This window comes from Hymenobacter nivis, assembly GCF_006439025.1.
Classification (GTDB): Bacteria; Bacteroidota; Bacteroidia; order Cytophagales; family Hymenobacteraceae; genus Hymenobacter; species Hymenobacter nivis_A.
Genome location: NZ_RCYZ01000012.1, coordinates 48,053 through 69,516, shown reverse-complemented (window position 1 = coordinate 69,516; position 21,464 = coordinate 48,053). Strand labels below are relative to the sequence as shown.

General features: G+C 65.8%; 24 protein-coding genes. 3 read left to right on the top strand and 21 right to left on the bottom strand.

Features of this window, described 5'->3' with window-relative positions; all coding sequences use genetic code 11:
* Nucleotides 1-240: 240 nt before the first annotated feature.
* The 8 genes from EAH73_RS21185 to purH all read right to left on the bottom strand — a co-directional run bounded on the left by EAH73_RS21185 (nt 241) and on the right by purH (nt 6,665).
* Entirely contained in the window at nt 241-672 is a 432-nt protein-coding gene (locus EAH73_RS21185) for a hypothetical protein (protein WP_140469429.1), read from the bottom strand.
* 59 nt (nt 673-731) lie between these two features.
* Entirely contained in the window at nt 732-1,169 is a 438-nt protein-coding gene (locus tag EAH73_RS21180) for a hypothetical protein (protein ID WP_140469428.1), read from the bottom strand.
* A complete protein-coding gene (locus EAH73_RS21175; RefSeq protein ID WP_140469427.1) occupies nt 1,166-1,780 on the bottom strand; it encodes an RNA polymerase sigma factor in 615 nt (204 codons plus the stop codon). The genes EAH73_RS21180 and EAH73_RS21175 overlap by 4 nt, the downstream gene beginning before the upstream one ends.
* 232 nt (nt 1,781-2,012) lie before the next feature.
* Complete coding sequence (locus EAH73_RS21170) at nt 2,013-2,531, bottom strand: hypothetical protein (protein ID WP_240047361.1); 519 nt, start codon at nt 2,529-2,531, stop codon at nt 2,013-2,015.
* Between the two features lie 5 nt (nt 2,532-2,536).
* Nucleotides 2,537-3,475: a rod shape-determining protein MreC gene (gene mreC / locus EAH73_RS21165; protein ID WP_140469426.1), complete on the bottom strand. Its 939-nt coding sequence runs from the start codon at nt 3,473-3,475 to the stop codon at nt 2,537-2,539.
* Nucleotides 3,476-3,577: 102 nt separating this feature from the next.
* Nucleotides 3,578-4,603 (bottom strand): rod shape-determining protein, encoded by a 1,026-nt coding sequence (locus EAH73_RS21160; RefSeq protein WP_068228591.1) that lies wholly within the window; start codon nt 4,601-4,603, stop codon nt 3,578-3,580.
* Nucleotides 4,604-4,783: 180 nt separating this feature from the next.
* Nucleotides 4,784-4,945: a hypothetical protein gene (locus tag EAH73_RS21155; RefSeq protein ID WP_161599634.1), complete on the bottom strand. Its 162-nt coding sequence runs from the start codon at nt 4,943-4,945 to the stop codon at nt 4,784-4,786.
* Nucleotides 4,946-5,117: 172 nt separating this feature from the next.
* Nucleotides 5,118-6,665, bottom strand: coding sequence for a bifunctional phosphoribosylaminoimidazolecarboxamide formyltransferase/IMP cyclohydrolase (gene purH, locus EAH73_RS21150; RefSeq protein ID WP_140469425.1), 1,548 nt, complete (start codon nt 6,663-6,665; stop codon nt 5,118-5,120).
* Nucleotides 6,666-6,837: 172 nt separating this feature from the next.
* Between purH and EAH73_RS21145 the strand changes: the two genes are divergently transcribed.
* Genes EAH73_RS21145 through EAH73_RS21135 form a run of 3 tightly spaced genes read left to right on the top strand, consistent with a single transcriptional unit; the run spans nt 6,838 to nt 9,355 of the window.
* The gene (locus EAH73_RS21145; RefSeq protein ID WP_140469424.1) at nt 6,838-8,019 is read left to right on the top strand and encodes an acyl-CoA dehydrogenase family protein; all 1,182 of its coding nucleotides are present in this window, start codon (nt 6,838-6,840) and stop codon (nt 8,017-8,019) included.
* Between the two features lie 5 nt (nt 8,020-8,024).
* Nucleotides 8,025-8,762: a PIG-L deacetylase family protein gene (locus EAH73_RS21140; RefSeq protein ID WP_161599633.1), complete on the top strand. Its 738-nt coding sequence runs from the start codon at nt 8,025-8,027 to the stop codon at nt 8,760-8,762.
* On the top strand, nt 8,759-9,355 hold the full coding sequence (locus tag EAH73_RS21135) for a class I SAM-dependent DNA methyltransferase (RefSeq protein ID WP_140469422.1): 597 nt from the start codon (nt 8,759-8,761) through the stop codon (nt 9,353-9,355). Before EAH73_RS21140 ends, EAH73_RS21135 begins: the two co-directional genes overlap by 4 nt.
* 1 nt (nt 9,356) lies before the next feature.
* On the opposite strand, the gene EAH73_RS21130 is transcribed toward EAH73_RS21135, so the two are convergent.
* The 13 genes from EAH73_RS21130 to EAH73_RS21070 form a co-directional block, all read right to left on the bottom strand.
* Nucleotides 9,357-10,568, bottom strand: a complete 1,212-nt coding sequence (locus EAH73_RS21130; RefSeq protein WP_161599632.1) for a glycosyltransferase family 2 protein — start codon at nt 10,566-10,568, stop codon at nt 9,357-9,359.
* A gap of 304 nt (nt 10,569-10,872) precedes the next feature.
* Nucleotides 10,873-12,072, bottom strand: a complete 1,200-nt coding sequence (locus EAH73_RS21125) for a BamA/TamA family outer membrane protein (RefSeq protein WP_140469420.1) — start codon at nt 12,070-12,072, stop codon at nt 10,873-10,875.
* A gap of 86 nt (nt 12,073-12,158) precedes the next feature.
* Nucleotides 12,159-13,091, bottom strand: coding sequence for a geranylgeranylglycerol-phosphate geranylgeranyltransferase (locus tag EAH73_RS21120; protein WP_140469419.1), 933 nt, complete (start codon nt 13,089-13,091; stop codon nt 12,159-12,161).
* A gap of 129 nt (nt 13,092-13,220) precedes the next feature.
* Nucleotides 13,221-13,415 (bottom strand): cold-shock protein, encoded by a 195-nt coding sequence (locus EAH73_RS21115; protein ID WP_068228568.1) that lies wholly within the window; start codon nt 13,413-13,415, stop codon nt 13,221-13,223.
* Between the two features lie 143 nt (nt 13,416-13,558).
* A complete protein-coding gene (gene iscX / locus EAH73_RS21110; protein WP_070744523.1) occupies nt 13,559-13,795 on the bottom strand; it encodes a Fe-S cluster assembly protein IscX in 237 nt (78 codons plus the stop codon).
* A gap of 110 nt (nt 13,796-13,905) precedes the next feature.
* On the bottom strand, nt 13,906-14,235 hold the full coding sequence (locus EAH73_RS21105) for a 2Fe-2S iron-sulfur cluster-binding protein (RefSeq protein WP_140469418.1): 330 nt from the start codon (nt 14,233-14,235) through the stop codon (nt 13,906-13,908).
* 157 nt (nt 14,236-14,392) lie between these two features.
* Nucleotides 14,393-15,247 (bottom strand): Rossmann-like and DUF2520 domain-containing protein, encoded by an 855-nt coding sequence (locus tag EAH73_RS21100; protein WP_161599631.1) that lies wholly within the window; start codon nt 15,245-15,247, stop codon nt 14,393-14,395.
* A gap of 111 nt (nt 15,248-15,358) precedes the next feature.
* Entirely contained in the window at nt 15,359-17,953 is a 2,595-nt protein-coding gene (gene ccsA, locus EAH73_RS21095) for a cytochrome c biogenesis protein CcsA (protein WP_140469416.1), read from the bottom strand.
* 23 nt (nt 17,954-17,976) lie between these two features.
* Nucleotides 17,977-19,143: a hypothetical protein gene (locus EAH73_RS21090; RefSeq protein WP_161599630.1), complete on the bottom strand. Its 1,167-nt coding sequence runs from the start codon at nt 19,141-19,143 to the stop codon at nt 17,977-17,979.
* A gap of 3 nt (nt 19,144-19,146) precedes the next feature.
* A complete protein-coding gene (locus EAH73_RS21085; RefSeq protein ID WP_140469414.1) occupies nt 19,147-19,575 on the bottom strand; it encodes a cytochrome c maturation protein CcmE in 429 nt (142 codons plus the stop codon).
* A 111-nt stretch (nt 19,576-19,686) separates the two neighbouring features.
* Entirely contained in the window at nt 19,687-19,953 is a 267-nt protein-coding gene (locus EAH73_RS21080) for a CcmD family protein (RefSeq protein ID WP_240047360.1), read from the bottom strand.
* Complete coding sequence (gene ccsA / locus EAH73_RS21075; protein ID WP_317129405.1) at nt 19,943-20,701, bottom strand: cytochrome c biogenesis protein CcsA; 759 nt, start codon at nt 20,699-20,701, stop codon at nt 19,943-19,945. Before ccsA (EAH73_RS21075) ends, EAH73_RS21080 begins: the two co-directional genes overlap by 11 nt.
* A gap of 12 nt (nt 20,702-20,713) precedes the next feature.
* Nucleotides 20,714-21,382, bottom strand: coding sequence for a heme exporter protein CcmB (locus EAH73_RS21070; protein ID WP_140469444.1), 669 nt, complete (start codon nt 21,380-21,382; stop codon nt 20,714-20,716).
* Nucleotides 21,383-21,464: the final 82 nt, after the last annotated feature.

Sequence of the window (21,464 nt, the reverse complement as noted above, 5' to 3'; positions counted from 1 at the left end):
AAGGGGTTTGAAAGAGGAGTGAGCGAAAAGCGAAGCGCCGTAACCTGTAGTTGCGCCTTGGCGCTACCAGCTGCCGGAAACCCTGGCGGCCACCGGGTGGATGCGCCCCGCGGGGTTAGCGGGAGTGGGCAGACCAGCGCACGGGCAGGCAGGGCGTGGGGGCCCTACTAACGGAGGTGGTGGCCCCGCCACTACCCTTGCCCGGCAAAAATAGGGGCCCTAATAGTGCGTTGAACCGGCCTATTTCGCCCGGCGGAGCAAGTAGAGGTAATAGGCCAAAAAGCCCAGCGCGGTGCTGAAAGTCAAGATGATGACAGAGTAAATGCCCACTGGCCCGTACCAGGTGCAGAGCAAGAGCCCCCCGCCCGTGCTCAGCAGCAGGGCCAGCCACTTCACTATTTTGTCCTGCTCGGCCCGCGGGCCGGGCAGCAGGCGCTCGACGATGCTTTCCGAAACGGCCGCCGCCACAATCTGCCGCTTCAGCAGGTAGTTCAAAACCTGTTTTATGGCGGCCAACACGAAGGAGCCCAGCAGGAAAAGTGCCAGGCCGGGCAGAACAACACGGCGGGCCAGCTCCAGCCCGTTGTTGTCCAAGGCCAGTACGGGGGCGCCCTGGGCCTGGGCGCCAACGACCGTCAGGCAAAAAAATAGCAGCAGCCAAAAACGTTTCATGGGCGAGTGGGGTGGCGGTACCGGATGAGACCGGCCGGAGCCCGCCGGGTTGCAAAAAACTACGAAAAAGTGAGCAGGCGCATGTGCCGGCGGTGCCGGGCCAGCAATTCCAGGCCCTGCCCGGCCACCAGCAGGCCCGCCACGGCCACCAGCCCGGCCCCCAGCCCAGTGGACCACCCTTGGAGCACCTGCCCCAGCGCGCCGCCGAGCAGGGCCACAAACGCGCCCACCACCCCCAGCACTAGGACGGCCACCAGCACGAGCACCCAGGGGAACGCCGGCTTCGGCCGGGGCAGCTGGGCCAGCACCGCCGCCGCAAGGTCAAAGGCAAAAACGGGCGGCGGCAACTGGGCCGCGGCGGCAAACAGCTGCTGGTACGTGGCGCGCCGGGCCTGGCAGAGGCGGCAACCGGCCAGGTGGGCGGCCGCCGCCGTGGGCAGTGGGGCGGCGGCGGCGGCCATTTGCAGGGCGTCGTCGGAGAGGTGGGGCTGCGTCATAGGTCGTCGCGGTGGTAGGTGGCCAGCAGGCGTTGCTTCAAGAGTTTGCGGGCCCGGAATAAGTAGTTTTTCACCGTTCCTTCGGGCAGGGCGGTGATTTGCCCGATTTCCTCGTAACTCAGCTCCTGCTGGTGGTAAAGGGCCACAAGCGTGCGGTAGAGCGGAGGCAGCTGCTCGACGGCCGCGCCCAGGATACCGGCCAGGTCCTGGTCGAACAGGCTCGTTTCGGGGTCGTAATCCGGCCCGGCTACCAAGGTGGGGGGCCCCCGGCGGCCTTCCTCCGCCGCGTCGCCGGGCGCGGGCTCCGCTAAATCCACCAGCACCAGTTGTTTTTTCTCCAGGTAGTGCAGGCAGGTGTTGTAGGCAATCTGGCCAATCCAGGTAGAGAACTTGGCTTGAAATCGAAACCCGGCCAGGTTCTTAAAAGCCTTCAGGTACACCTCCTGCGCCACGTCGGGGCGGTCGGCAGGGTGCCGGATCATTTTGAAAACCACCTGCGTAACCAGCCCCTCGGTGCGCCGCACCAAGTGCCCAAAAGCCGCCGGGCTGCCCCCCAGCACCTGCGCTACGAGCTGCTGGTCGGTGGCGGCGGAGGTGGGCGGGTTGCTCATCGGGGCATGAGACCGGCCAGCCGGCGGGATGTTGCACCAAAGCGTTTTTCCGCCGTGCGTTGGCCCGCAAAAAGGGGCCCAGTGCGCCCCGTCGGAAGCAGTTGTTTGGGTTAATTTTTAGGGCCCCGGCACGGGTGCGCCGTACTGAGGCCGGCCACCGGCCGGTACGCCCCGGGGCCCTAATTAACCCCAAATCAGCTTATTGCCAAAGTAAATGGGCCCCTGGCCCGCCCTACTGCCGGAGGCGCCGCACCGGAAAAAACAGCAGCTGCACAATCAGCAGCGCCACGCAGGTAAAAGCCCAGCTGGCCCCCACCTTGGCCAGCGTGAAGCCAAAGTGCCGGAAGCTGCCCAGCTCCAGCAGGAAAAACGCCAAGTGGTGCACCAGTACCAGCACGCCCAAAAACGTCAGGAACCACGCGGGGCCCATGAAGTGCACGTTCACGGCGTCGGCGGCGTCGTAGCCGTCGCGGGGGCGCAGCAGGCGCAGCACCGCCGGCCGCACAAAGGCCAGCAGCACCGCCGCCGCCGCGTGCAGGCCCCCGGTGTCGTAAAAAATGTCCATCGTCAGGCCCATGCCGAAGGCCAGCAGCAGCTGCACCACCACGGGCGTGCCCAGCGGCAAAAACAGCACAAAGCCCAGGTAAAAAAAGCACCAGCCCGCATCAAAAAGCACCAAGCGACTGATAATGAACACGTGCACCAGCGTATATACCACGTAGCGCAGCGCCTGCCCTAGCAAAAGGCCCACTGTTTTCATCGCCGCCCCTCCTTTCCGGCCGGCGGCAGGGCGCGGGCCTCCACGGTGTCGCGCGCAGGGCGCGTGCGGTTCGTCACCACGTACACGTAGGTTAAGTTGCTGAAATCGGCGCCCAGGCGCAGGTGCACGGTCCAGAAATTCTTGTCCGGCTCCTTCACAAACGAGGCCACGGTGCCGATGAACACGCCCTCCGGAAAAATGGCGTTGTAGCCGCTCGTCACCACCGTGTCGCCCACCACCAGCTTGTTTTGGCGCGGAATGTCGTCGAGCAGGGCCTGCGTGGGGTCGTCGCCGGGCCAGTGCACGCTGCCAAACGTGTTGTCGCGCTTGATTTTGGCCGACACGCTGGTTTTGGAGTGCAGCAGGCTGGTGGCGGTGGCGTAGTGGTCGGTGGCGGTTTTGATGCGGCCCACCACGCCGGCGGCGGCCAGCACGCCCAGGCCGGGCCGCACGCCGTCGGCCAGGCCCACGTTCAGGGTGAAGTAGTTATCCACGCTGCGCAACGTGTTGTTGATGACCCGGGCCGGCACGAGCGGGTAGTTGGGGTCGCGGGCGGCCAGGCGCTGCTGGGCCAGCAGCAGGGTATCGGGCCGCTGGGCGGGGCGCACGTAGCGCGGGCGGCGCAGGGTGTCGCCGGGGGCCGGGGGCACGGCCAGCGAGTCGGCTTGGCGCCGGCTCGTATCGGGCGGGTACAGCTGCTGGCGCAGGCGGGCGTTTTCGGCCAGCAGCTGCTGGTTCAGGGCCCCCAGGTGGAAGTAGTCGAGCACTTCGGTGCGGCGGGCCAGCACCACGCCCGCGTAGGCATTGGCCGAGTTGAAAAACGCTGCCCGCTGGTACGAGCTGCTGGTTACAAATAAGTACAAGCTAATGACTTCCAGCACCCCAAATACCAACAGCCCCTGAAACCGCGCCAGAAACAACAGCAGGTTTTTCATTCATTTAACAATTATCATTTATCATTTAGTACCCAGATTATAATCAGATAGCCAATCGGTTGGGGCCATCCGTTAAATGGTAATTGATAAATGTTAAATGCCCTACGTCAGCAGCACGCCCTTGAAGGCTTGGATGTCTTTGATGGCCCGGCCGGTGCCGCGCACCACGGCGCGCAGCGGGTCTTCGGCGATGTGGATGGGCAGCTTGGTTTTGGCGGCCAGGCGCTTATCGAGGCCGCGCAGCAGGGCCCCACCGCCGGTGAGGTGAATGCCGTGCTCGTAAATGTCGGCCGACAGCTCGGGCGGCGAAATTTCCAGCGCTTTCAGCACGGCTTCCTCGATTTTGGCCACCGACTTATCGAGCGCGATGGCGATTTCTGAGAACGTGACCTTGATGACCTTGGGGATGCCCGTCATCAGGTCGCGGCCGCGCACCTCGTGGTCCGGTGGCGGGTTGTCCAGCTCGGTAAGCGCGGCGCCGACTTCGATTTTGATGCGCTCGGCCGACCGCTCGCCGATGAGCAGGTTATGCTGGCGGCGCATGTAGTCCAGGATATCCTGGTTGAACACGTCGCCGGCCGTCTTGATGCTTTGGTCGCACACGATGCCCGAGAGGGCAATCAGGGCAATTTCGGAGGTACCGCCCCCGATGTCAATGATCATCGAGCCCACCGGCTGGTGCACGTCGATGCCGATGCCGATGGCGGCGGCCATCGGCTCCTGAATCATCCACACTTCCTTGGCGCCGGCGTGCTCAGCCGAGTCGCGCACAGCGCGTTTTTCCACCTCCGTGATGCCCGACGGGATGCAGATAACCATGCGGTGCGAGGGCTGGAACAGCCGCTTGCGCGTGTCAATCATCTTAATGAGGCCCTTGATCATCTCCTCCGCCGCGTGGAAATCGGCGATTACGCCGTCCTTCAGGGGGCGAATGGTTTTGATGTTGTCGTGGGTTTTCTCGTGCATTTGCTGGGCCTGGCGGCCGACAGCGATAATCTTATTGGTGGTGCGGTCTTTGGCGATGATGCTCGGCTCGTCCACCACGATTTTGTCGTTGTGGATGATGAGCGTATTGGCCGTGCCCAGGTCGATGGCAATGTCGCTGGTCAGGAAGTTAAAGAAACCCATTGAGTTAAATCAGAATAGCGGCGCAACGACCGGGGCCACGCGGCAATAAGTGGGCAAAGGTACGGAAGGAATGAGGGGATACGAAGCCCGGGTTCTGTCCTGCTTTCCCTTGGCAAAATACCGGACACACCCCGTGCCGGGCAGGGCCCCAAACGTTCAACCCGGCTAGCTAGTATGCGCCTACCGCCGGCCTTTGCGGGCGGCCGCAATAGTGGCCGCCGCCACCGTGAGGCCCCCCACCGCTACCAGCACCGTGCCCACCACGCCCAGCCCGGGCGCCAGCAGGCGCAGCAAAATACCAAGGGCAAGCAGGGCGTACCCCGCCGGGGTGGCGTATTTCATAACAAAGAAAATTTGTGCGGCCCGGGGGCCCCAGAATTAATGCTCGAGCGGGGTGAGTGGTGCGGCGACTTTTTCAGGCATTGGCCTGCTCTTGCTGCAGCACAGCTGTTCAATCGCCAAAGTGGCCCGACGACTGAAAAAGTCGCCAGACCACGTCCGCTTGCAGCCGCTGCTAGTGCTTGAAGTGGCGCACGCCGGTGAGCACCATGGCCATGCCGCGCTCGTCGCAGGCGCGGATGCTGTCGGCGTCCTTGATGGAGCCACCTGGCTGCACCACGGCCCGGATGCCGGCCGCTCCAGCAATTTCCACGCAATCGGGGAAGGGGAAAAAGGCGTCGGAGGCCATCACCGCGCCTTGCAGGTCGAAGCCGAAAGCGTGGGCTTTTTCGATGGCCTGGCGCAGGGCGTCCACGCGCGAGGTTTGGCCCACGCCCGAGGCCAGCAGCTGGCCAGCGCGGGCCAGCACGATGGTGTTGCTCTTGGTGTGCTTACAGATTTTGCCGGCAAACTCCAGGGCCGCCGTTTCGTCGGCCGTGGGAGCCGACTGCGTGACGACGCGGAAATCAGCGGCGGTTTCGCTCTGGAGGTCAGCGTCTTGCTCGATGAGGCCGTTGAGCAGGGTTTTGACTTGCTTGGCAGGAAACTCCACCGGCTTCTGGCGAAGCAGGATGCGGTTTTTCTTGCTTTGCAGCAGCGGCAGCGCGTCGGGCGCAAAGCCGGGGGCAATCAGCACCTCAAAAAACAGCTGGCTCAGCTCGGCCGCGGTGGCCGCGTCCACTTCCTTATTCACGATGATAACCCCGCCGAACGCCGACACCGGGTCGCAGGCCAGGGCTTGCACGTAGGCGCCGTGAAGGGTATCGGCTAGGGCCACGCCGCAGGCGTTGGTGTGCTTGAGGATGGCGCAGGCCGGGGCCCCGTCGGCAAACTCGCGCATGAGCTGCACGGCGGCGTCCACGTCCACCAGGTTGTTGTAGCTCAGCTGTTTGCCGTGCAGCTGCTCGAACAGGGCCCCCAGGTCGCCGTAGAACGTACCGGCCTGGTGGGGGTTCTCGCCATAGCGCAGCGGCGTGGCGGGGCCCTGAGTCGCAGCCGGAGCGGCAGCGGCAGCGCTTGCGGCCAGGTCGGTGCCCTGGCTTACGTACTTGAAGATTTCGGTGTCGTAGTGGCTGGTGGTGGCGAAGGCAGCGGCGGCGTAGTGGCGGCGGTCTTCCAAATCGGTGGCGCCGTTTTTGGCAGCCAGCAGCTCGGCCACGGCGGCGTACTGGTCGCGGCTGCTGATTACCAGCACGTCGCGGTAGTTTTTGGCAGCGGCGCGCAGCAAAGCAATGCCGCCGATATCAATCTTCTCGATGACGTCGGCCTCGGGGGCCCCACTGGCCACGGTTTCCTCGAAGGGGTACAAATCGACCACTACCAAGTCGATGGGCGGGATGCCGTGCTGCTCGGCCTGGGCGAGGTCGCCGGGCTCGTGGCGGCGGTGCAAAATGCCGCCAAACACCTTGGGGTGCAGCGTTTTCACGCGCCCGCCGAACACTTCAGGGAAGCCGGTGAGGTCTTCCACGGCCGTGACGGCGGCGCCTTCGCTTTCGAGGAATTGCTGGGTGCCGCCGGTCGAGTACAGCGTAACGCCGTGCTGGCGGAGCACCTGCACCAGGGGCCCCAATCGGTCTTTGTGGTAGACGGACAACAGAGCAGCGCGAACGGGACGGGACGACATAAACGGCGGAAATAGCTACGGCATGATTGCCGCCGCAAAGGTACGCCGCCCCCTTGCCGGGGGCCAAAGCCGGCCGTAATTGAATTTAACGCTGATGGCACATAAGCGCGACAGGAACAAGGGGCCCCATTTCGGAGTATAGTTTGTTCACTTGCCTTTCACCCGCGCACCCATGGTTGTTGATTTTGTACGTGCCGATTCCTCCCCTACCGTTGCTCCCGCTACGCCACTACTAGCCACGCCCGCTGCCGCCGTGCAGGCCGCCGAGGCCCTAGCCCCGCGCCTGTTTGCCCAGGCCGCCGCCACCGACGCCGAGGCGGTCTTTCCAACCCAGGAATTTGACTGGCTGCGGGCCGCCGGGCTATTCACCGCGGCGCTGGCCCCCGGCCTGGGCGGGGCCGGCCTGGGGGCCCCCACTGCCACCGAGGAGCTGCTGACCGTGCTACGCCACGTTGGCCGGGGCAACTTAGCGGTGGGCCGGCTCTACGAGGGCCACACCAACGCGCTGCTGCTCATGCAGTTGTTTGGCACGCCAGCGCAGGCCGCGCGCTGGGCCGCCGACGCGGCCACCGGGCTCCTGTTTGGTGTGTGGAACACTGAGGCCCCCGCCCACGGCGTGCGGCTAGAGGCACTGCCTGGCGGCCGCTACCGCCTGCACGGGGCCAAAACCTTCGCCTCGGGGGCCGGCTACGTGGCGCGGCCGCTTCTCACGGGGGCCCTACCCGACGGCCAGGGCTGGCAGATGCTGGTGCTGCCCGCCGATGCCCAGCCGCCCGTGCTCGACCGCTCGTTCTGGCGGCCCCTGGGCATGCGCTCCACCGCTAGCCACCGCGCCGACCTCACGGGCCTGGAGATTGGGCCCGAAGACCTGCTGGGCCCGCCCAACGCCTATTACCGCCAACCCTGGTTTGGGGGCGGGGCCAGCCGGTTTGCGGCCGTGCAGCTGGGCGGCGCCGAGGCCGTATACGACGAAACCCGCCGCTTTCTGCAAGCCCTGGGCCGCACCGACGACCCCTACCAGCGCCAGCGCCTGGGCCAAATGGCCCTGCTCATCGAAAGCGGCCGGCAGTGGCTACGCGGCGCCGCCGCCCACGCCATCCTCCCCAACGATGCCGGGGCCCCTGCCAGCCCCGCCGCCGGGGCCTACGCCAACCTCGTGCGCACCGCCATCGAGCAAATCGGCCTGGCCGTGCTGCCGCTGGCCGAGCGCTGCGTGGGGGCCCGCGGCCTGCTCCAGCCCGAGCCTTTCGAGCGCCTGCACCGCGACCTGACCCATTACCTGCGCCAGCCCGCCCCCGATTTTGTACTAGCCGACGTGGGCCGCTTCGTACTGGAGGGCAATGATTTATACTAATGACTATGCTGCCTTTTGCTGATTACCCCGTGCGCCCAGCCGACTTCGCCGATACGCTGGGGCCCGCGCTCATCATCGTGCCGCACCCCGACGACGAGGCCCTGGGCTGCGGGGGCCTGCTGGCACTGCTGCGGCGCGCCGGCCAGCCCGTGCACGCCGCCCTGGTGAGCGACGGCACCGGGTCGCACCCCAACTCGGCTGTGTTTTCGGCCCCCGCCCGGCGGGCCGTGCGCGAGGGCGAGCTGCGCCACGCCCTGGCCCTGCTGGATGTGCACACCGAACCGCTCTTGCTGCGCCTGCCCGATGCGGCCGTGCCCACGGGCCCCGCGCAGCCCGGCTTTGCCGAGGCGGCGGTGCGGCTGCGGGCCTTTGTGCTTGACAACCAGGTAGCCACCGTGCTACTGCCCTGGCGGCGCGACCCGCACCCCGACCACCGCGCCAGCTACCTGCTGGCCCAGGCGGCGCTGGCCGGGTTGCCCACTGCGCCGCGGCAGCTTGAGTACGTGGTGTGGGCCTGGCAGCGCGCCGCCCCCACCGACCTGCCCCAGCCCGCCGACCACGTGGCAGGCTTCCGCCTGGACATCGGCGAAGTGCTGCCCCGGAAGCTGGCCGCCATTGCCGCCCACCGCTCGCAGGTGGCCCCCGGCGTGTTTACCGACGACACAGAAGGCTTTTTGCTGGCCGACGACATGCTGGCCAAATTCAACCAGCCCTACGAGGTGTATTTTGAAAACTGCGCATGAACGAGAACCAACCCAATAGCCTGGGCGGCAGCTATTTCGACGACGTGTACCGGGCCAATTCCGACCCGTGGGGCTTCGAAACCAGCCCCTACGAGCACGCCAAGTACGCGGCCTCGCTGGGGGCCCTGCCGCGGGCACACTACCCGCGGGCGTTTGAAATCGGCTGCTCGCTGGGGGTATTCACGGCGCAGCTGGCGCCGCGCTGTGGCCAGCTGTTGGGGGTAGATGTGAGCGCCGAAGCCCTGGCGCAGGCCCGCCGCCGCTGCGCCGACTTACCCCAGGTAACCTTGCAGCAAATGCAGCTGCCCGACGAATTCCCGACGGGGCCCTTCGACCTCATCACCCTCTGCGAAGTGGGCTACTATTGGAACCTGGCCGACCTGGCCCGCGCCGCCGACCGCATCGCGGGGGCCCTGCCCACCGGGGGCCAGCTGCTGCTGGTACACTGGACGGCCCCCGTGCACGACTATCCCCTGACGGGCGACGAAGTGCACGAATTCTTTCTCGAGAAAACCGGCCCTGGGGGCCCCTGGGCCCACCTCGGCGGCCAGCGCCACCCGCAGTATCGGCTCGACGTGCTGGAAAAAAGGTAGCCTACCGGCCCGCCCCCGGGGCCCGCAGCCAGGCAAGAGCCTCGGACAGCGGCACCTGGGGCACGGCTACGCCGGCCGTGGCGCGGGCCGCGGCCACCCAGTCCCAGAGGCGGCCGAAGGTGCAGCTGGCCAGCACCTGCCGGGCCAGTTGCTTCTCAGGCAGGCCCAGCGCCGCCGCCACGCCCTGCCCCGGCACCCCAAACGGGGCCGCGTGGCTCCACCAAGCGCGCAGCTGCCGGCGCGCGTGCCACAGCGCCGCTAGGTGCTGCGGGCAGGGCACCAGCGGCTCGCCGCCCGCCAGGCCCTGGGCGGCCCACTCGCGCAGCTGCCACGAGAGGCCTACTTCCACGCGGCCGCACTGGCGGGCCGAGGTGTGCACCACCACGCGCGGGCTGTGGCGCAGGCGCAGGTCGTAGCGGCGCAGCTGCTGGCACAGGGCCTCGTCCTCCAGGTAGCGCACCACGGGCAGGCCGCCCACGCGGCGGTAGGCGCGGGCCGTGAGGGCCAGGCTGGCCCCAAAGTGCTGGTGGTGGCGTGGCCACGGGTCGGCGGCTTGCGGATCGAGTTGGGCTTCAAGGCGGGCGCACCACAAATGGTAGGCTGCGTCGCGGAGCTGAGTGCGGCGTACGCCGCTGGGGGCCCCCGGCGCGGCGGGCTCGCCGGGGCGCAGGGGCGGCGCATCGGTGAGGATGCGGCCGCCCACGGCGTCGGCCCCGGCCGCAATCTCGGCCTGGGTGGCAGCCAGCCAGTCGGGGGCCACGCGGGTATCGGCGTCGGTGCTGGCAATGATGCCGTTGAAGCGGCCCAGGCTCAGCAGACGCAGGCAGGCCTCGTCCATCAGCAGGCGGCGGGCGCGGCCCACGTGGGCATCGGGGGCGGCCAGGCGCAGGCGGGCCACGTGCACGGCCAAGGCCGGGTGTTGGCGTGCAAAGTGGCGCACAGCGGCGGCGGTGCCATCGGTGCAGTTGTTGGCCAGCACAATTACTTCGAAGCTACCGGGCGGCAGGGGCCGGCCGGCCAAGTCAACTTGCGCGGCCAGGGCCCCCAGGGTGGCGGGCAGCGCAGCGGCCTCGTCTTTGGCCGGAATGATGACGCAGGCCCGCAGCGCGGCGTGCGGCGCAGGCAGCTGCTCGTGCAGCCGCAGCGCGTAGTCGGGGGCAGAAACCGGCGGGGGAAAGGCAGCGGTTGCTTCGCAGGTAGCTTGAAAACGCAACGGGTAGCGGAGGGTATGGTACCGGACTTTTACGCCCCGGCGGGGGCCCCGGTTGGCAAAACCAGCGTTTCTGCGTGATAAAAATCTTGAGTTTTTAGTGTCATTCTGAAAGATGAATCATGAATTGATTTTTAGTCAAAAAGCCGCTATTTAATATATTAAAGATCAATAACCTGTGCGTTGTAAATGCTGTGAGTTTATTCGTCCACGGCATTTTTTTATTTTGCCTAAAAAGCAAAAGCCCCGGCCCTGCACAGCAGAACCGGGGCCCTAGCCCGCACCAGCCGAGACTGGCGGCAGAGCGCTAAAAGGCTTCGCCGATGGCGAAAAGAATGCCCGGCTTCGAGCCCGTGCCGCCGGCGTAGTCGAGGCGCAGGTTCACCCGGTCGCGGCGGATGAAGTTGAAGCGCAGGCCAGCCCCACCGGCCGCTTTAAGGCCACTAAAGGCAAAGTCGCTGGCCCCGTTGGCCACCTGGCCCACACCGGCAAAGCCAGCCACGTCGATGCGCCAGAACAAGTGCTGGCGCAGCTCGGCCTGGAACATCATCATCTGGCGGTCGCGGAAGCGCTGCTCATAAATACCGCGCAACAGGTTGGCGTTGTCGTAGAGGGTACCACCGAGGTTGGCGCCGATGCCCGCCAGCTCCCGGAACGGCACGTCGCCAGAGTGGAACTGGCCCAGGAACTGCATGGCCAGGATGGTATTGTTGGAAAACACCGGCTGGTAATGGCGCAGGTCGAGCTGGTAGCGCACAAACTTGTAATCCGACCCCAAGCCCTTGCCGTTGAACATCACCGTAGCGTCCACCAGGTTGCCGTGCGAGGCCCCCAGGGCCACGTCGCGGGTGTCGAGGGTGAGGACCGGGCCCAGGCCCGACACGGTGGTGCCCATGCGCTCGCGGTCGCTCAGGCGCGGGTCGCGGTAGAAGTAGTTGGCCCCGCCGTCGGCGGCGTTGTCAGGGGCCGTAATCTGGCTCATGTCGGTGAGGCGGTACTGGGCCCCAAAAAACAGCTTTGGCGCAATGGCTTTTTGCACTCGCTGGTTGACGATGAACAGCTTATAGGCCACGTTCGACTCGTTGTCCGACGCCGTATTATTGCCCTTGCCGTAGTAGTATAGCAGCTGGTCATAGCCGCTCACCTCGCCGTTGAGGTAGTATTTCTCGCCCGGCGTATAAATGGTGTGCACGAACTGAATGAGCGACTGCTTCTTGGCCGTCTGCCAGTACTGGATGCGCGCATTGGACGAACGCACCGTGGTATCGGCCCCAAACCGGCCGCTCAGCAAGCCCCCGATGCCGTAGCCAATGCCAGTTTCGGCCTGGTAGAACAGCACCGGAATCGGCAGAATGGTCAGTTTCTTTGTGGGCTGGCCGATGGCGGCAGCCCGCGGTGCCGGTTGCACCCCAAGGGGTACCTGGGCCGTGTCGGCGGGGGCCAGGGGCTGCGCCGCGGCGGTAAAGGATAGGCCGGCCAGCAGGGCGGCAAGGGGTAAAAATTGCATCGGCTGAATAAAGCTGAATAAAGAATGAATTGCTTGGGCGCACTAACGGATTTATAGCCTCTACGGTTGGTGTTGGTTCCGGGGCCCTACCCCACCCCACCCGCCAGGGCCATGCTGAGCACCCCCGCCAGCATGATGCCCTTGCACCAGGTGCTGAGTTGGCGGAAGTGGCGGCGGCGGTCGGCGAGTGCCAGCAGGCGCGCCAGGGCCCCCAGCGGCAGCAGCACCAGGGCCCCCAGCCACGCGGCCAGCGGCCAGGGCCCGTGCGCCACCAGCCAGGCCGTGGCCCCGCCCGCGAGCACCACCAGGCAGGCCAGAAAAAAACCCGCCACCCACTTGGTGCGGGCCACGCCCGCCACCAGCGGCAGCGTGCGGCAGTCGTGCTGGGCGTCGCCGCGCATGTCCTCCACGTCCTTCACAATTTCGCGCACCACCGTAAGCAGAAACGCCGCCAGCGCGTAGCGCCACACCACGGTATTGCCGGTGCGCAGCTGCAGCTCGGGCAGCAGCACCAGCGCCGCCGTGAGGGCCCCAATGCTGACGTTGCCCACCAGCGCCACCCGCTTGAAGCGGGCCGAGTAGCCCCACAGCAGCGCCGCCGCCCCCAGCGTGACGCCCCCCAGCAGCGGCGACAGAAACGCGGCCAGCGCCACACCCGCGCCGCTCAGCACCAAGTGGGCCAGCATGGCGGTGCGCCGCCGCACCACGCGCCCCACCACCAGCCGGTCGGGCCGGTTGATGGCGTCAATCTTCACGTCGTAGTAGTCGTTGATGATGTAGCCGGCCGCCGCCACCAGCAGGGCGCTCAGCACCAGCAGTCCGAAGCGCGGGGCCAGCAGGGCCCCCAGCTGCCCCGGCAGCAGCAGCCCCACCCGCACCAGCGCCAGGCTCAGGAGCATGATGAGCAGGTTGGGCCAGCGCACCAGGCCCGCCAGCAGGCGGCCGCGCGCCCCGCCCGCCACCCCGCCGGGGCCCAACGGCCCGGCGGGCGGCGGCGCAGAAAAAACAGCGGCAAGCATGGGCGGCGCACAAGGGCCCGCAAAGGTGGGGCCCAGCGGCGGCACCGGCCCCATCTAAACGCAGCGAAGGCCCCCCGGCGGTGCCGGAAAGCCTTCTCAAACTGACGAAACAGCGCGCAGCGCGTGAAATCAGATTTTGCGCACGTTTACGGCGTTCACGCCCTTACGGCCTTCCTGGGTTTCAAACTCTACCCGGTCGTTTTGCTGGATCTGCCCCCCGTTCAGGCCGGTGATGTGAACGAAGAAATCTTCGCGGGTGGCCTCGTCGGTAATAAAGCCGTAGCCTTTCTCCTCGTTAAAAAATTTTACGGTCCCGGTGTTCATCGCAATAAAAGAAAAATGTGGAAGGGGCCTAAACAGGCGGCCGGATTGCCTTGCCCCGCCAACGTAGCCGGGCAACTCTTCCATACGGCGGGGCCGGGCGGCGGGTTGAGGGCCACGGGGTTGGGCCCCGTCCCCCGGCACCGCTATTGGTTATCGCGCCACTCGTACACCCACTTGGCCTGGATTTGCTCCAGGTGGCCCTCGGTGGCCTGCTCGCGGGTGCCGGCAAAGTTGGGCAGCGTCAGCACCCAGTCAATGAGGTCGGTGAAGCGGATGCGGTAGATGCGAGCCTCGGGGTATTCTTCGCCGAATTTCTCGTACAACGCCATGGCCACGTCCTCGTGGTCGGCCCACTGGATGGGGGGTTCGAAGTGGTTCATTTTTTTGTAGGGTATGGGGGTAGGCGGGTGTGGGGGTGCAGGGGAAAGCGGCGGAGGAAGAGATTCCCCTCCTGCCCTATTACCCCCACATCCGCCTACCCTAAAAAAAACTAGTGTCCCAGGAAGTGCTGCGGCGGGATGGTGATGACGAGCTCCATGCCGGCGTTCACCACGCACTGGCAGGCCAGGCGCGAGGTGATGCGCGGGTTCTCGGCGCGGTCAATGAAGTCTTCCTCCTTGTCGCTGATTTCGGGCAGGTCGTCGCCGCCGCGGTCCACGTACACGTGGCAGGTGCTGCACCCGCACACGCCGCCGCAGTTGTGCTGGAGTTGGATGGCGTTGTTCAGGGCCACGTCGAGCACTGACTCGCCGGCGGCCGCCACGTGGGTTTGGGCCGGTTGGCCGTCCTTAAACTGAAACGTAATGGTGGTGGCGGGCACGAATTTTGGGTCTTTGGTAAGGGAAAAGCCGCCGGGGGGCCGGCAAGCCGTTGGGGCTCAACCGCCTGGCCCGGGCCAGGGTTGGGCCGGGGGCCCAAATTTTTATGCAGTACCGGGCCCCAACGGGCCCGCAAAGGTAGCGCGGCCCGGCCCGGCGTCAAAGCTGAGGCCCCGCACCGGCCGGCCCGGGCTCTGGCATTAGCTGCACCTGTATGCTGTTAGTCAGCTGGTTATAGATACCCAGCCAGGCCGGATGCGCGGCCAGCGCCGCCCGGTGGGCCCCCAGCGTGGGCGCGTCGCGGCGGGCGGCGGGCCCGGTTTGCACCGCAAAAGGCGAAGCGGCGGCCAGGGCCTTGTCCACGGTTTCGCGCACCAACGGGGCCAGCAGGGCGGCCGGCAGGCCCGCCTCGGCCAGCAGAGCATCGGCCACGCCCAGCAGGTGGTTGGTGAAGTTATTGGCAAACACGGCCGCCACGTGCAGCCGCAGCCGGTCGGCCGAGGCCAGCGGGCGCACGTCGCGGCTCAGGCTGCGGGCCAGGGCCAGCAGCAGGGTTTGGGCCCCGGGGTCAGCGGCTTCCACGCACAGCGGCACGGCGGCCCAATCCACCGCCCGCCCGGCGCTGAACGTTTGGAGCGGGTACAGCACTCCACCGCGCACGCCCGGCCGCTGTTCAAATACGGCCAGCGGTAGGGCCCCCGCCAAGTGGGCCACCAGGGCCCCGGCTGGCCAGGCCACCGCCGCCAGCACTTCGGCCACGGCCGCGTCGGGCACGGCCAGCAAGTACACATCGGCGGGCGGCAGTGGGGCCCCCAGGCCGGGCAGCACGGCCGCGCCCGGCAGCGCGGCAGCCAGGGCCGCGGCCGGAGCGGCGGAGCGGCTCCACACGAAGGCCACAGTGTGGCCAGCGGCCACCAAGGCGGGCCCCAGCTGCCCGGCTACGCGCCCAGCCCCGAACAGGCCTACGCGGAGCGAGCCGGTTCGGGGCTGGGATGGATCAGTAGGATGTGCCACGGCCATGCCTTGGGTTGGGGATTGGGTTAAAAGTCAAAAGTGAAGAATTAAAAATGCATCGGAGGGGCCCTCCGATGCATTTTTAATTCTTCACTTTTGACTTTTAATTTTTTAAGCCACCGGCGCCAAGCGGGTGCGGGGGGTGGGCTGGGCGTCGGCTTCTGGCGCAGCTTCGGGGTCGGCGTTGCGCTTGCTGTTGCGCTGGCGCAGGCTCAAGGCGAAACCGATGGCCATGAGCAGGGTGCCGCTCCAAAGCAGGTTGATGAAGGGTTTTTCCATCGCCTTCAGGATGATGTAGTCCTTTTGGGCCGTGCTCACGCCGAAGGTGAACTTGCCTTTTTGCGGGTCGATGGTGTTGAGGCTGATGCGAATGCCGAGGTCGTCCACTTCGTCGGGTACGCGGCCCACCAGGCGGTTACGCACCACAAACAGGGGGTGGGCGTGGTACTGCCGCTGCTCACCCGATACAATCATGTCGGCCTGCAGGGCCAAATCGCCCTTTTGCAAGCCCAGGCCCACCGTTTCGTGGGCCGGCTCGATGGCGCGGAACACGGCGAAGTAGTCGTTCAGGAAAATCGTGTCGCCCACGCTCAGCGTGTGCTCCTTGGGCTCGCTCCACTGCTTGTCCTTGCGCGTATCGGGGGCCCCACCGATGTGGGTGTAGATGTCGTGGCCCCAGAAGTGCTTGATGTCGGGCGAGGCCAGGATGCCGCCCATTTCCTCGTTGATCTGGGCCCGGGGGTAGAGCGTGAACTTCTCGCCGGTGGCCTTTTTAGCGTAATCGACGCGGTAGAAGGTGTTCTCCGGCACGATGGTCACCGTGTCGCCGGTGTGGTAGTACAGCTTGTCGCCCACCTTGATGTCGGCGCGAGCCAGGGTTTTGTATTCGTCGTCGGTGCGGAACAGCATCTGCTTGTTCACGTAGCCGGGCACGCCGGGCACCTCAAAATACTGGCCCTCGTAGGTGAGCTGGTAGCCGTGCATGGGCGAGGCCTCGTTGCGGTACAGCAGCACGTTGTCGCGGTTGATGTCTTCCGAAAACTCGCGCGAGTAGAGCAGGCCCGATACGTTGCGCGAGATGATGCTGGAGTAGCCCGACGAGGCCAGCACGCCCAGCAAAATCAGGGCGACGCCCAGGTGCGCCAGGGCCCCACCCGAGAGCTTGATGCCGCGCCGCGCCAGCGTGTAGAGTGTGCCCAGGTTAGCCAGCACCCCAAACAGCCCGGCCAGAAACAGCGTCACGTAGGCCGGCGTGATGGTGAGGCCGTTGTAGCGGATGAGCAGCACCGCCAGGGCCGTGCCCAGCAGGGCCAGCAGCACCGACGGCGTGAGGGCGTTGAGTAGGCTTTCCTTGTCGTTGCGCTGCCACCACATCACCTGGCCCACGCCCGAGAGCAGGCCCACGCCCACGCCCAGCCACAGCTGCAGCTTCGAGTAGTGGGCCACTTGGTCGACGGGCAGGGCCACGTTGGTTTTGATGCCGATAAAGCCCATGAAGGCATTGTACACCGGGATGCTGGTGGTGAACAGCACCTGGAAGGCCCCCAGGCACAGCACCGTGGTGCCCACGAATACCCACAGCTCGGGGCTGTACATCGAAAGCTCTTTGGGCGACACTGGGATTTCCTTCCAGCGCCAGACCAGCAAGCCCACGGCCAGCACGGTGAAGAAGCCCAGGTAAATCAGCAGTTGGCCCGAGAGGCCCAAGTCGGTAAACGAGTGCACCGAGGCATTGCCCAGCACGCCGCTCCGGGTGAGGAACGTGGCGTAGAGCACCAAGATGAACGTGGTGATAACCAGTGCGTAGGCCGTGCGCAGGCCCGTGCGGCGGCGCTGCCACAGCACCAGCCCGTGCAGGGCCGCCACCAGCACCAGCCACGGAATGTACACGGCATTTTCGACCGGGTCCCAGTTCCAGTAGCCGCCGAAGTTCAGGGTTTCATAAGCCCAGTAGGCCCCCATCATCACGCCCACGCCCAGTACGCCGCCGCCCACCAGGCTCCACGGAATAGCCGGTTTCACCCAGGCCGTCAGCTCCTTTTTCCAGAGCGCGGCAATGGCGAAGGCAAACGGCACCAGCGTGAGGGCGAAGCCCAGGAACAGCGTGGGCGGGTGAATCACCATCCAGTAGTTCTGGAGCAGGGCGTTGAGGCCGGTGCCGTCCTTGGGCACGAAGTTGGGGTTGGTCTTCCACACCGGCAGGTCGGTGAGGAAGTCGCGCAACAGCATGAACGGCGAGGAACCGATTTTGAGGCCCCCGGCCACCACGCCCACAATCATGCTCACCAGAAAGGCCTGCACGGCGCTGAACACGGCCAGCACCGGCGCTTCCCACTTCTTATTGAAAAGCATGATGCAGCCGCCCAGCACCACCTGCCAGAAAATCCAGAGCAGGAAGCTTCCCTCCTGCCCGGCCCAAAAGCACGAAATCATGTACTTGAGGGGCAAGTGGTTGGAGCTGTGGCTCCAGGCGTAGTAGTACTCGTAGCGGTGGTGGTAGATGATGTCGAACAAGCAGCCTACCACAGCCAGTACCGCCGCGCCGTGCACGAAAAACGCGCCCCGGCCCAGCCGCTGCCAGCTCGGGTCCACGTCGCCCAGGGCCCGGCCCCGCGCCGCCTGGAAGTAGGCGTAGGCCGCCACCACGGCCGCCACAAACGCCACGATGACGCTCAGGTGGCCAATATCTCCAACGAGTAAGTTCATATGAATCAGAATATCGGACAAATTTACGGCGCGGCCGGCAGCGGCGGCACGTTCAGCAGCAAATGGTCGGTGAAAAACCGGCCGCGCACCGGGTGGCAGGTGATGGCTACGGCTACTTTGCGCAGGCCCGCCGCAGCCCACGGGCCGGTAGCTACCCAACCCATTCTGGGGTCGTTAAGTTGGTTAACGAGCTGTTTATTTAGTAAAATTCGGCCGCTTACCGGGTCCGTTATTAGCACCGACAGCTCAGCCTTGCGCGGATAGTTTTGCAGCGGCAGCACCAGGTGGGGCTCCGCAGCAAGGGGCCCTAGCAGCGGATTCAACTGGCTGTAGGCCACCCAGAACTGCTTCACCACTGTGGGCGCTGGGGCCCCATCAGGCGCCGCATCGGCCACCACTTGGTACAGGTACAGGCCTGGCCCGGGCAGCGTGTCGGCCACGGCGTAGGCGGCGGGGCGGCCTCCGTAGCTGTTGCGAGCCACCGGCACCCGGCGCCGCTCGGTGCTGCGGAAGGCGTGCTGCTCGCGGCGCAGCACCCGGCAGCTGGGGGCCCCGGCCAGCGAATCGGGCAGCGCCCAAGCCACTTGCACCACGCGGCTGGTAACGGGCAGGGCGCCGGCGGGCGCGGGCAGCGGCGGCACCGCGGGCACACCCACCGCCCGGCCGCTCACTTGCAGCGTGAACGTGCAGAAATCCTGCAAGTACCCGTCCACGTCGAGTAAGTACGGCCGGCCCGCTTGCAGGTCCACGGCCACAAATACGTCGTCCTGGGTGCCCAGCGAGGTGCAGCTGAGCACGCGGTAGGTAGCAGGCTGGCAGGGCTGGCCGGTGAGCACCACTAGCTGCACGCCGCGCACGTCGCGGCACCGCTGCCCGCCCACGTTCACAAAATAGGGCCCCGTGGCGGGCGGCGTAAACTCAAACCACTGGTCGTTGTGGTACTGGATGCACTGGCCGGTGAGGCGCTCGTCCACGCAGCCGCGCTGCACGGTGCAGCCCACAGTGCTCGACGTTACGGTCTCATTCAGCGCCAGCCGGCGGCGGTTTTCGATGTTGTCGTTGGCCACCTGCGCGCGGGCCTGGGGGCCCCAGCCGGCCAGCACCAAGCCCCAAAAAATCAGCCGCCCCACTCCCCGCGGCCAGGGGCTGCGGCGGGCGGGGCGGCCATTGCTATTGGAGCGGGCGCGCAAGGGCTACTTACTCGCTACTTCGGTGCCTTTCAAGTCCTTCTTCACGTACTTGCTGGGGCACTTCAGCAGGATGTTGTCGGCCATGAAGGTGCCGTTGTGCATGGCCCCGGTGATAACGACCTGCTCCGAGGTTTCAAAATCCTGCGGCTTGGGGTTATTGTACACCACGCGCTGCGATACGTGCGTCGAGTCCATCAGCGTGAAGGCGAAGTAGTTGGGGTCCACCATCGGGTCGTATTGCAAGCCCACGGGGCGGTTCTGGCCGTCGCGGGGCAGGCGGCCCACCACGTGCACCTTGGTGGCGTTGCCCTCGGCCGCGCGCTGGCGGGCCTCGCCGAAGAGCACGTACACGCTGGCGTCGGCGGTGGTGCTGAGGATGATGCCCGCCGCAACGGCGATGATGGCAATGATGAAAATATGGGTCTTCTTCATAAACCGCAGGTACTAACGAATTTGATGCGTAAAACGGGCAGCCCAGCAGCCACCACTAAAACAAACGAAACACCGCTCCGCAACGCGCGAGGGGCCCTAAAAATTTCGCCCTTAGTTATTAAATCCGCCGTCGGCGGCCCGCTTTTCCAGGCGGCCCACCTTGCGGTCGAGGGCGATGAGGTAGACGAGCAGGCCGGCGATGATGACGACCACGGCGGCCACCACCACGTAAATTTTGCCGCTGGCCCGCAGGTCGTCGGCCATGGCCGGCACGTCGGGGGCCCCGGGGGCCTGGGCCCAGGCGTGGGCGGCGGTGCCCAGCACCAGTTGGCACGCGCCGCAAACGGCCGCGAAGTAGCGCAAAAACTTATTGGTCATCGTGTTGGTGTTGGAGCAGCGTGAGGCGGCTGCTGACCTGGGTAAGCCAAAAGGAAAACAAAATCCAGCCGATAACGGCGGCGTAGAACACCGGCCGCATGGTGCTGTCAAGGTCGTATTTGTTGAAGCCGGGGTTGCCGGTCTGGCCCGGGTGCAGGCTGTTGCCCGAAATGCGGGGCAGGATGAACAGCAGCGGAATGGCGGCCGCAAACGCAAAAATATTGTAGATGGCCGACACGCGCGCCCGCTGCTGGTCGTCGCTAAAGGAGCCGCGCAGCACCAAATAGGCCCCGTAAATGAGCAGGGCCACGGCGGCGGCGTTCAGGCGCGGGTCGGGCGTCCACCAAGCACCCCAGGTATAGCGGGCCCACAGGCTGCCGGTGGCCACGCCCAGCACGCCCAGCAAAATGCCGGTTTTGGCCGCCTCGTGGGCCAGAATATCGAGCCGAGCCGACGGATGCCGCAGGTACTGAATGGAATACACAATGGACACAAACATCACCATGATCATCCCGAACCACATGGGCACGTGGAAAAACAGGTTGCGCACGCTCTCGTTCACGATGGGCAGGCGCGGCACCGGAATGAGCAGCCCGGCAATGGCCGAGCCTACGATGAGTACCACCGCCAGCCACTTCCACACCGAGGGGCCCCGCGACTCAATCAGCCGCTGCCCGCCCCACACGCCGCCCGCCATCACGACGACGCTGACCAGGGAGATGATAATTCCTAAGACTGCTTTGCTCATAACCCACTGGTTTTAACCACGCCACAAAAACGGAAACAACAAGTACGACACTGCTACCACAATCACGTTCAGGGCCAGCAGCGTGATAATGGCCTGCTGGCTCAGGCCGCGGTCGAGGCCATCGAGCGCATTCTTGCTGACTTTGATCAACAACAAAAGCATCGGAATCATTACCGGGAAGCCGAGCACGGCCATCAGCGTGGCGCCGTTGCCGCCCGCCTTGGCCGCAATGCCCGAAACCAACGTGAGGGTGGTGGCAAAGCCCAGGGCCCCCAGCACTAAGTTGGCCACGAACAAGGCCAGGTCCTGAATCGGGTTGCCCAGAAAGATGGTGTAGAGGAACAGCGCCAGCAGCCCCACGCCCAGTAGCAGCAGGGCATTGTAGAGCATTTTGGCCAGGATAATGGCCTGGGGCCCCACCAGCGTGTAGTAGTACAGGCGCTGGCCGGGGCTCTCCTGCATGAAGCCCTTGGCCACGGCGTTGATGGCGGCAAACAGCAAAATCACCCAAAACAGGGCGTTCCAGGCCGGGGCCGGGGGCTGCCCACCGCGCAGGCTAAAGCTGAGAAAGCACACGAACACCGTGCTGCCCACGTACAGCAGCAGCCCGCCCAGCGCCGCCCGCTGCCGCCACTCCAGGCGGAAGTCTTTGGCGAGCAGGGTAGAAATTTCGCGGAGCAGCGGCACGGGCGGCGGGTTGGTTTCGGGCCGCAAAGATACGCCCCCCGCCGGGCGCGGGGGTGCAGAAATTTGCCCCAACGCC

Excerpts from the sequence above, each read along its gene's own strand:
- EAH73_RS21185 (WP_140469429.1), bottom strand. The coding sequence starts at position 672 with ATGAAACGTTTTTGGCTGCTGCTATTTTTTTGCCTGACGGTCGTTGGC.
- EAH73_RS21180 (WP_140469428.1), bottom strand. The coding sequence starts at position 1,169 with ATGACGCAGCCCCACCTCTCCGACGACGCCCTGCAAATGGCCGCCGCC.
- EAH73_RS21175 (WP_140469427.1), bottom strand. The coding sequence starts at position 1,780 with ATGAGCAACCCGCCCACCTCCGCCGCCACCGACCAGCAGCTCGTAGCG.
- mreC (WP_140469426.1), bottom strand. The coding sequence starts at position 3,475 with ATGAAAAACCTGCTGTTGTTTCTGGCGCGGTTTCAGGGGCTGTTGGTA.
- EAH73_RS21160 (WP_068228591.1), bottom strand. The coding sequence starts at position 4,603 with ATGGGTTTCTTTAACTTCCTGACCAGCGACATTGCCATCGACCTGGGC.
- EAH73_RS21155 (WP_161599634.1), bottom strand. The coding sequence starts at position 4,945 with ATGAAATACGCCACCCCGGCGGGGTACGCCCTGCTTGCCCTTGGTATT.
- purH (WP_140469425.1), bottom strand. The coding sequence starts at position 6,665 with ATGTCGTCCCGTCCCGTTCGCGCTGCTCTGTTGTCCGTCTACCACAAA.
- EAH73_RS21145 (WP_140469424.1), top strand. The coding sequence starts at position 6,838 with ATGGTTGTTGATTTTGTACGTGCCGATTCCTCCCCTACCGTTGCTCCC.
- EAH73_RS21140 (WP_161599633.1), top strand. The coding sequence starts at position 8,025 with ATGCTGCCTTTTGCTGATTACCCCGTGCGCCCAGCCGACTTCGCCGAT.
- EAH73_RS21135 (WP_140469422.1), top strand. The coding sequence starts at position 8,759 with ATGAACGAGAACCAACCCAATAGCCTGGGCGGCAGCTATTTCGACGAC.
- EAH73_RS21125 (WP_140469420.1), bottom strand. The coding sequence starts at position 12,072 with ATGCAATTTTTACCCCTTGCCGCCCTGCTGGCCGGCCTATCCTTTACC.
- EAH73_RS21120 (WP_140469419.1), bottom strand. The coding sequence starts at position 13,091 with ATGCTTGCCGCTGTTTTTTCTGCGCCGCCGCCCGCCGGGCCGTTGGGC.
- EAH73_RS21115 (WP_068228568.1), bottom strand. The coding sequence starts at position 13,415 with ATGAACACCGGGACCGTAAAATTTTTTAACGAGGAGAAAGGCTACGGC.
- iscX (WP_070744523.1), bottom strand. The coding sequence starts at position 13,795 with ATGAACCACTTCGAACCCCCCATCCAGTGGGCCGACCACGAGGACGTG.
- ccsA (WP_140469416.1), bottom strand. The coding sequence starts at position 17,953 with ATGAACTTACTCGTTGGAGATATTGGCCACCTGAGCGTCATCGTGGCG.
- EAH73_RS21085 (WP_140469414.1), bottom strand. The coding sequence starts at position 19,575 with ATGAAGAAGACCCATATTTTCATCATTGCCATCATCGCCGTTGCGGCG.
- EAH73_RS21080 (WP_240047360.1), bottom strand. The coding sequence starts at position 19,953 with ATGACCAATAAGTTTTTGCGCTACTTCGCGGCCGTTTGCGGCGCGTGC.
- ccsA (WP_317129405.1), bottom strand. The coding sequence starts at position 20,701 with ATGAGCAAAGCAGTCTTAGGAATTATCATCTCCCTGGTCAGCGTCGTC.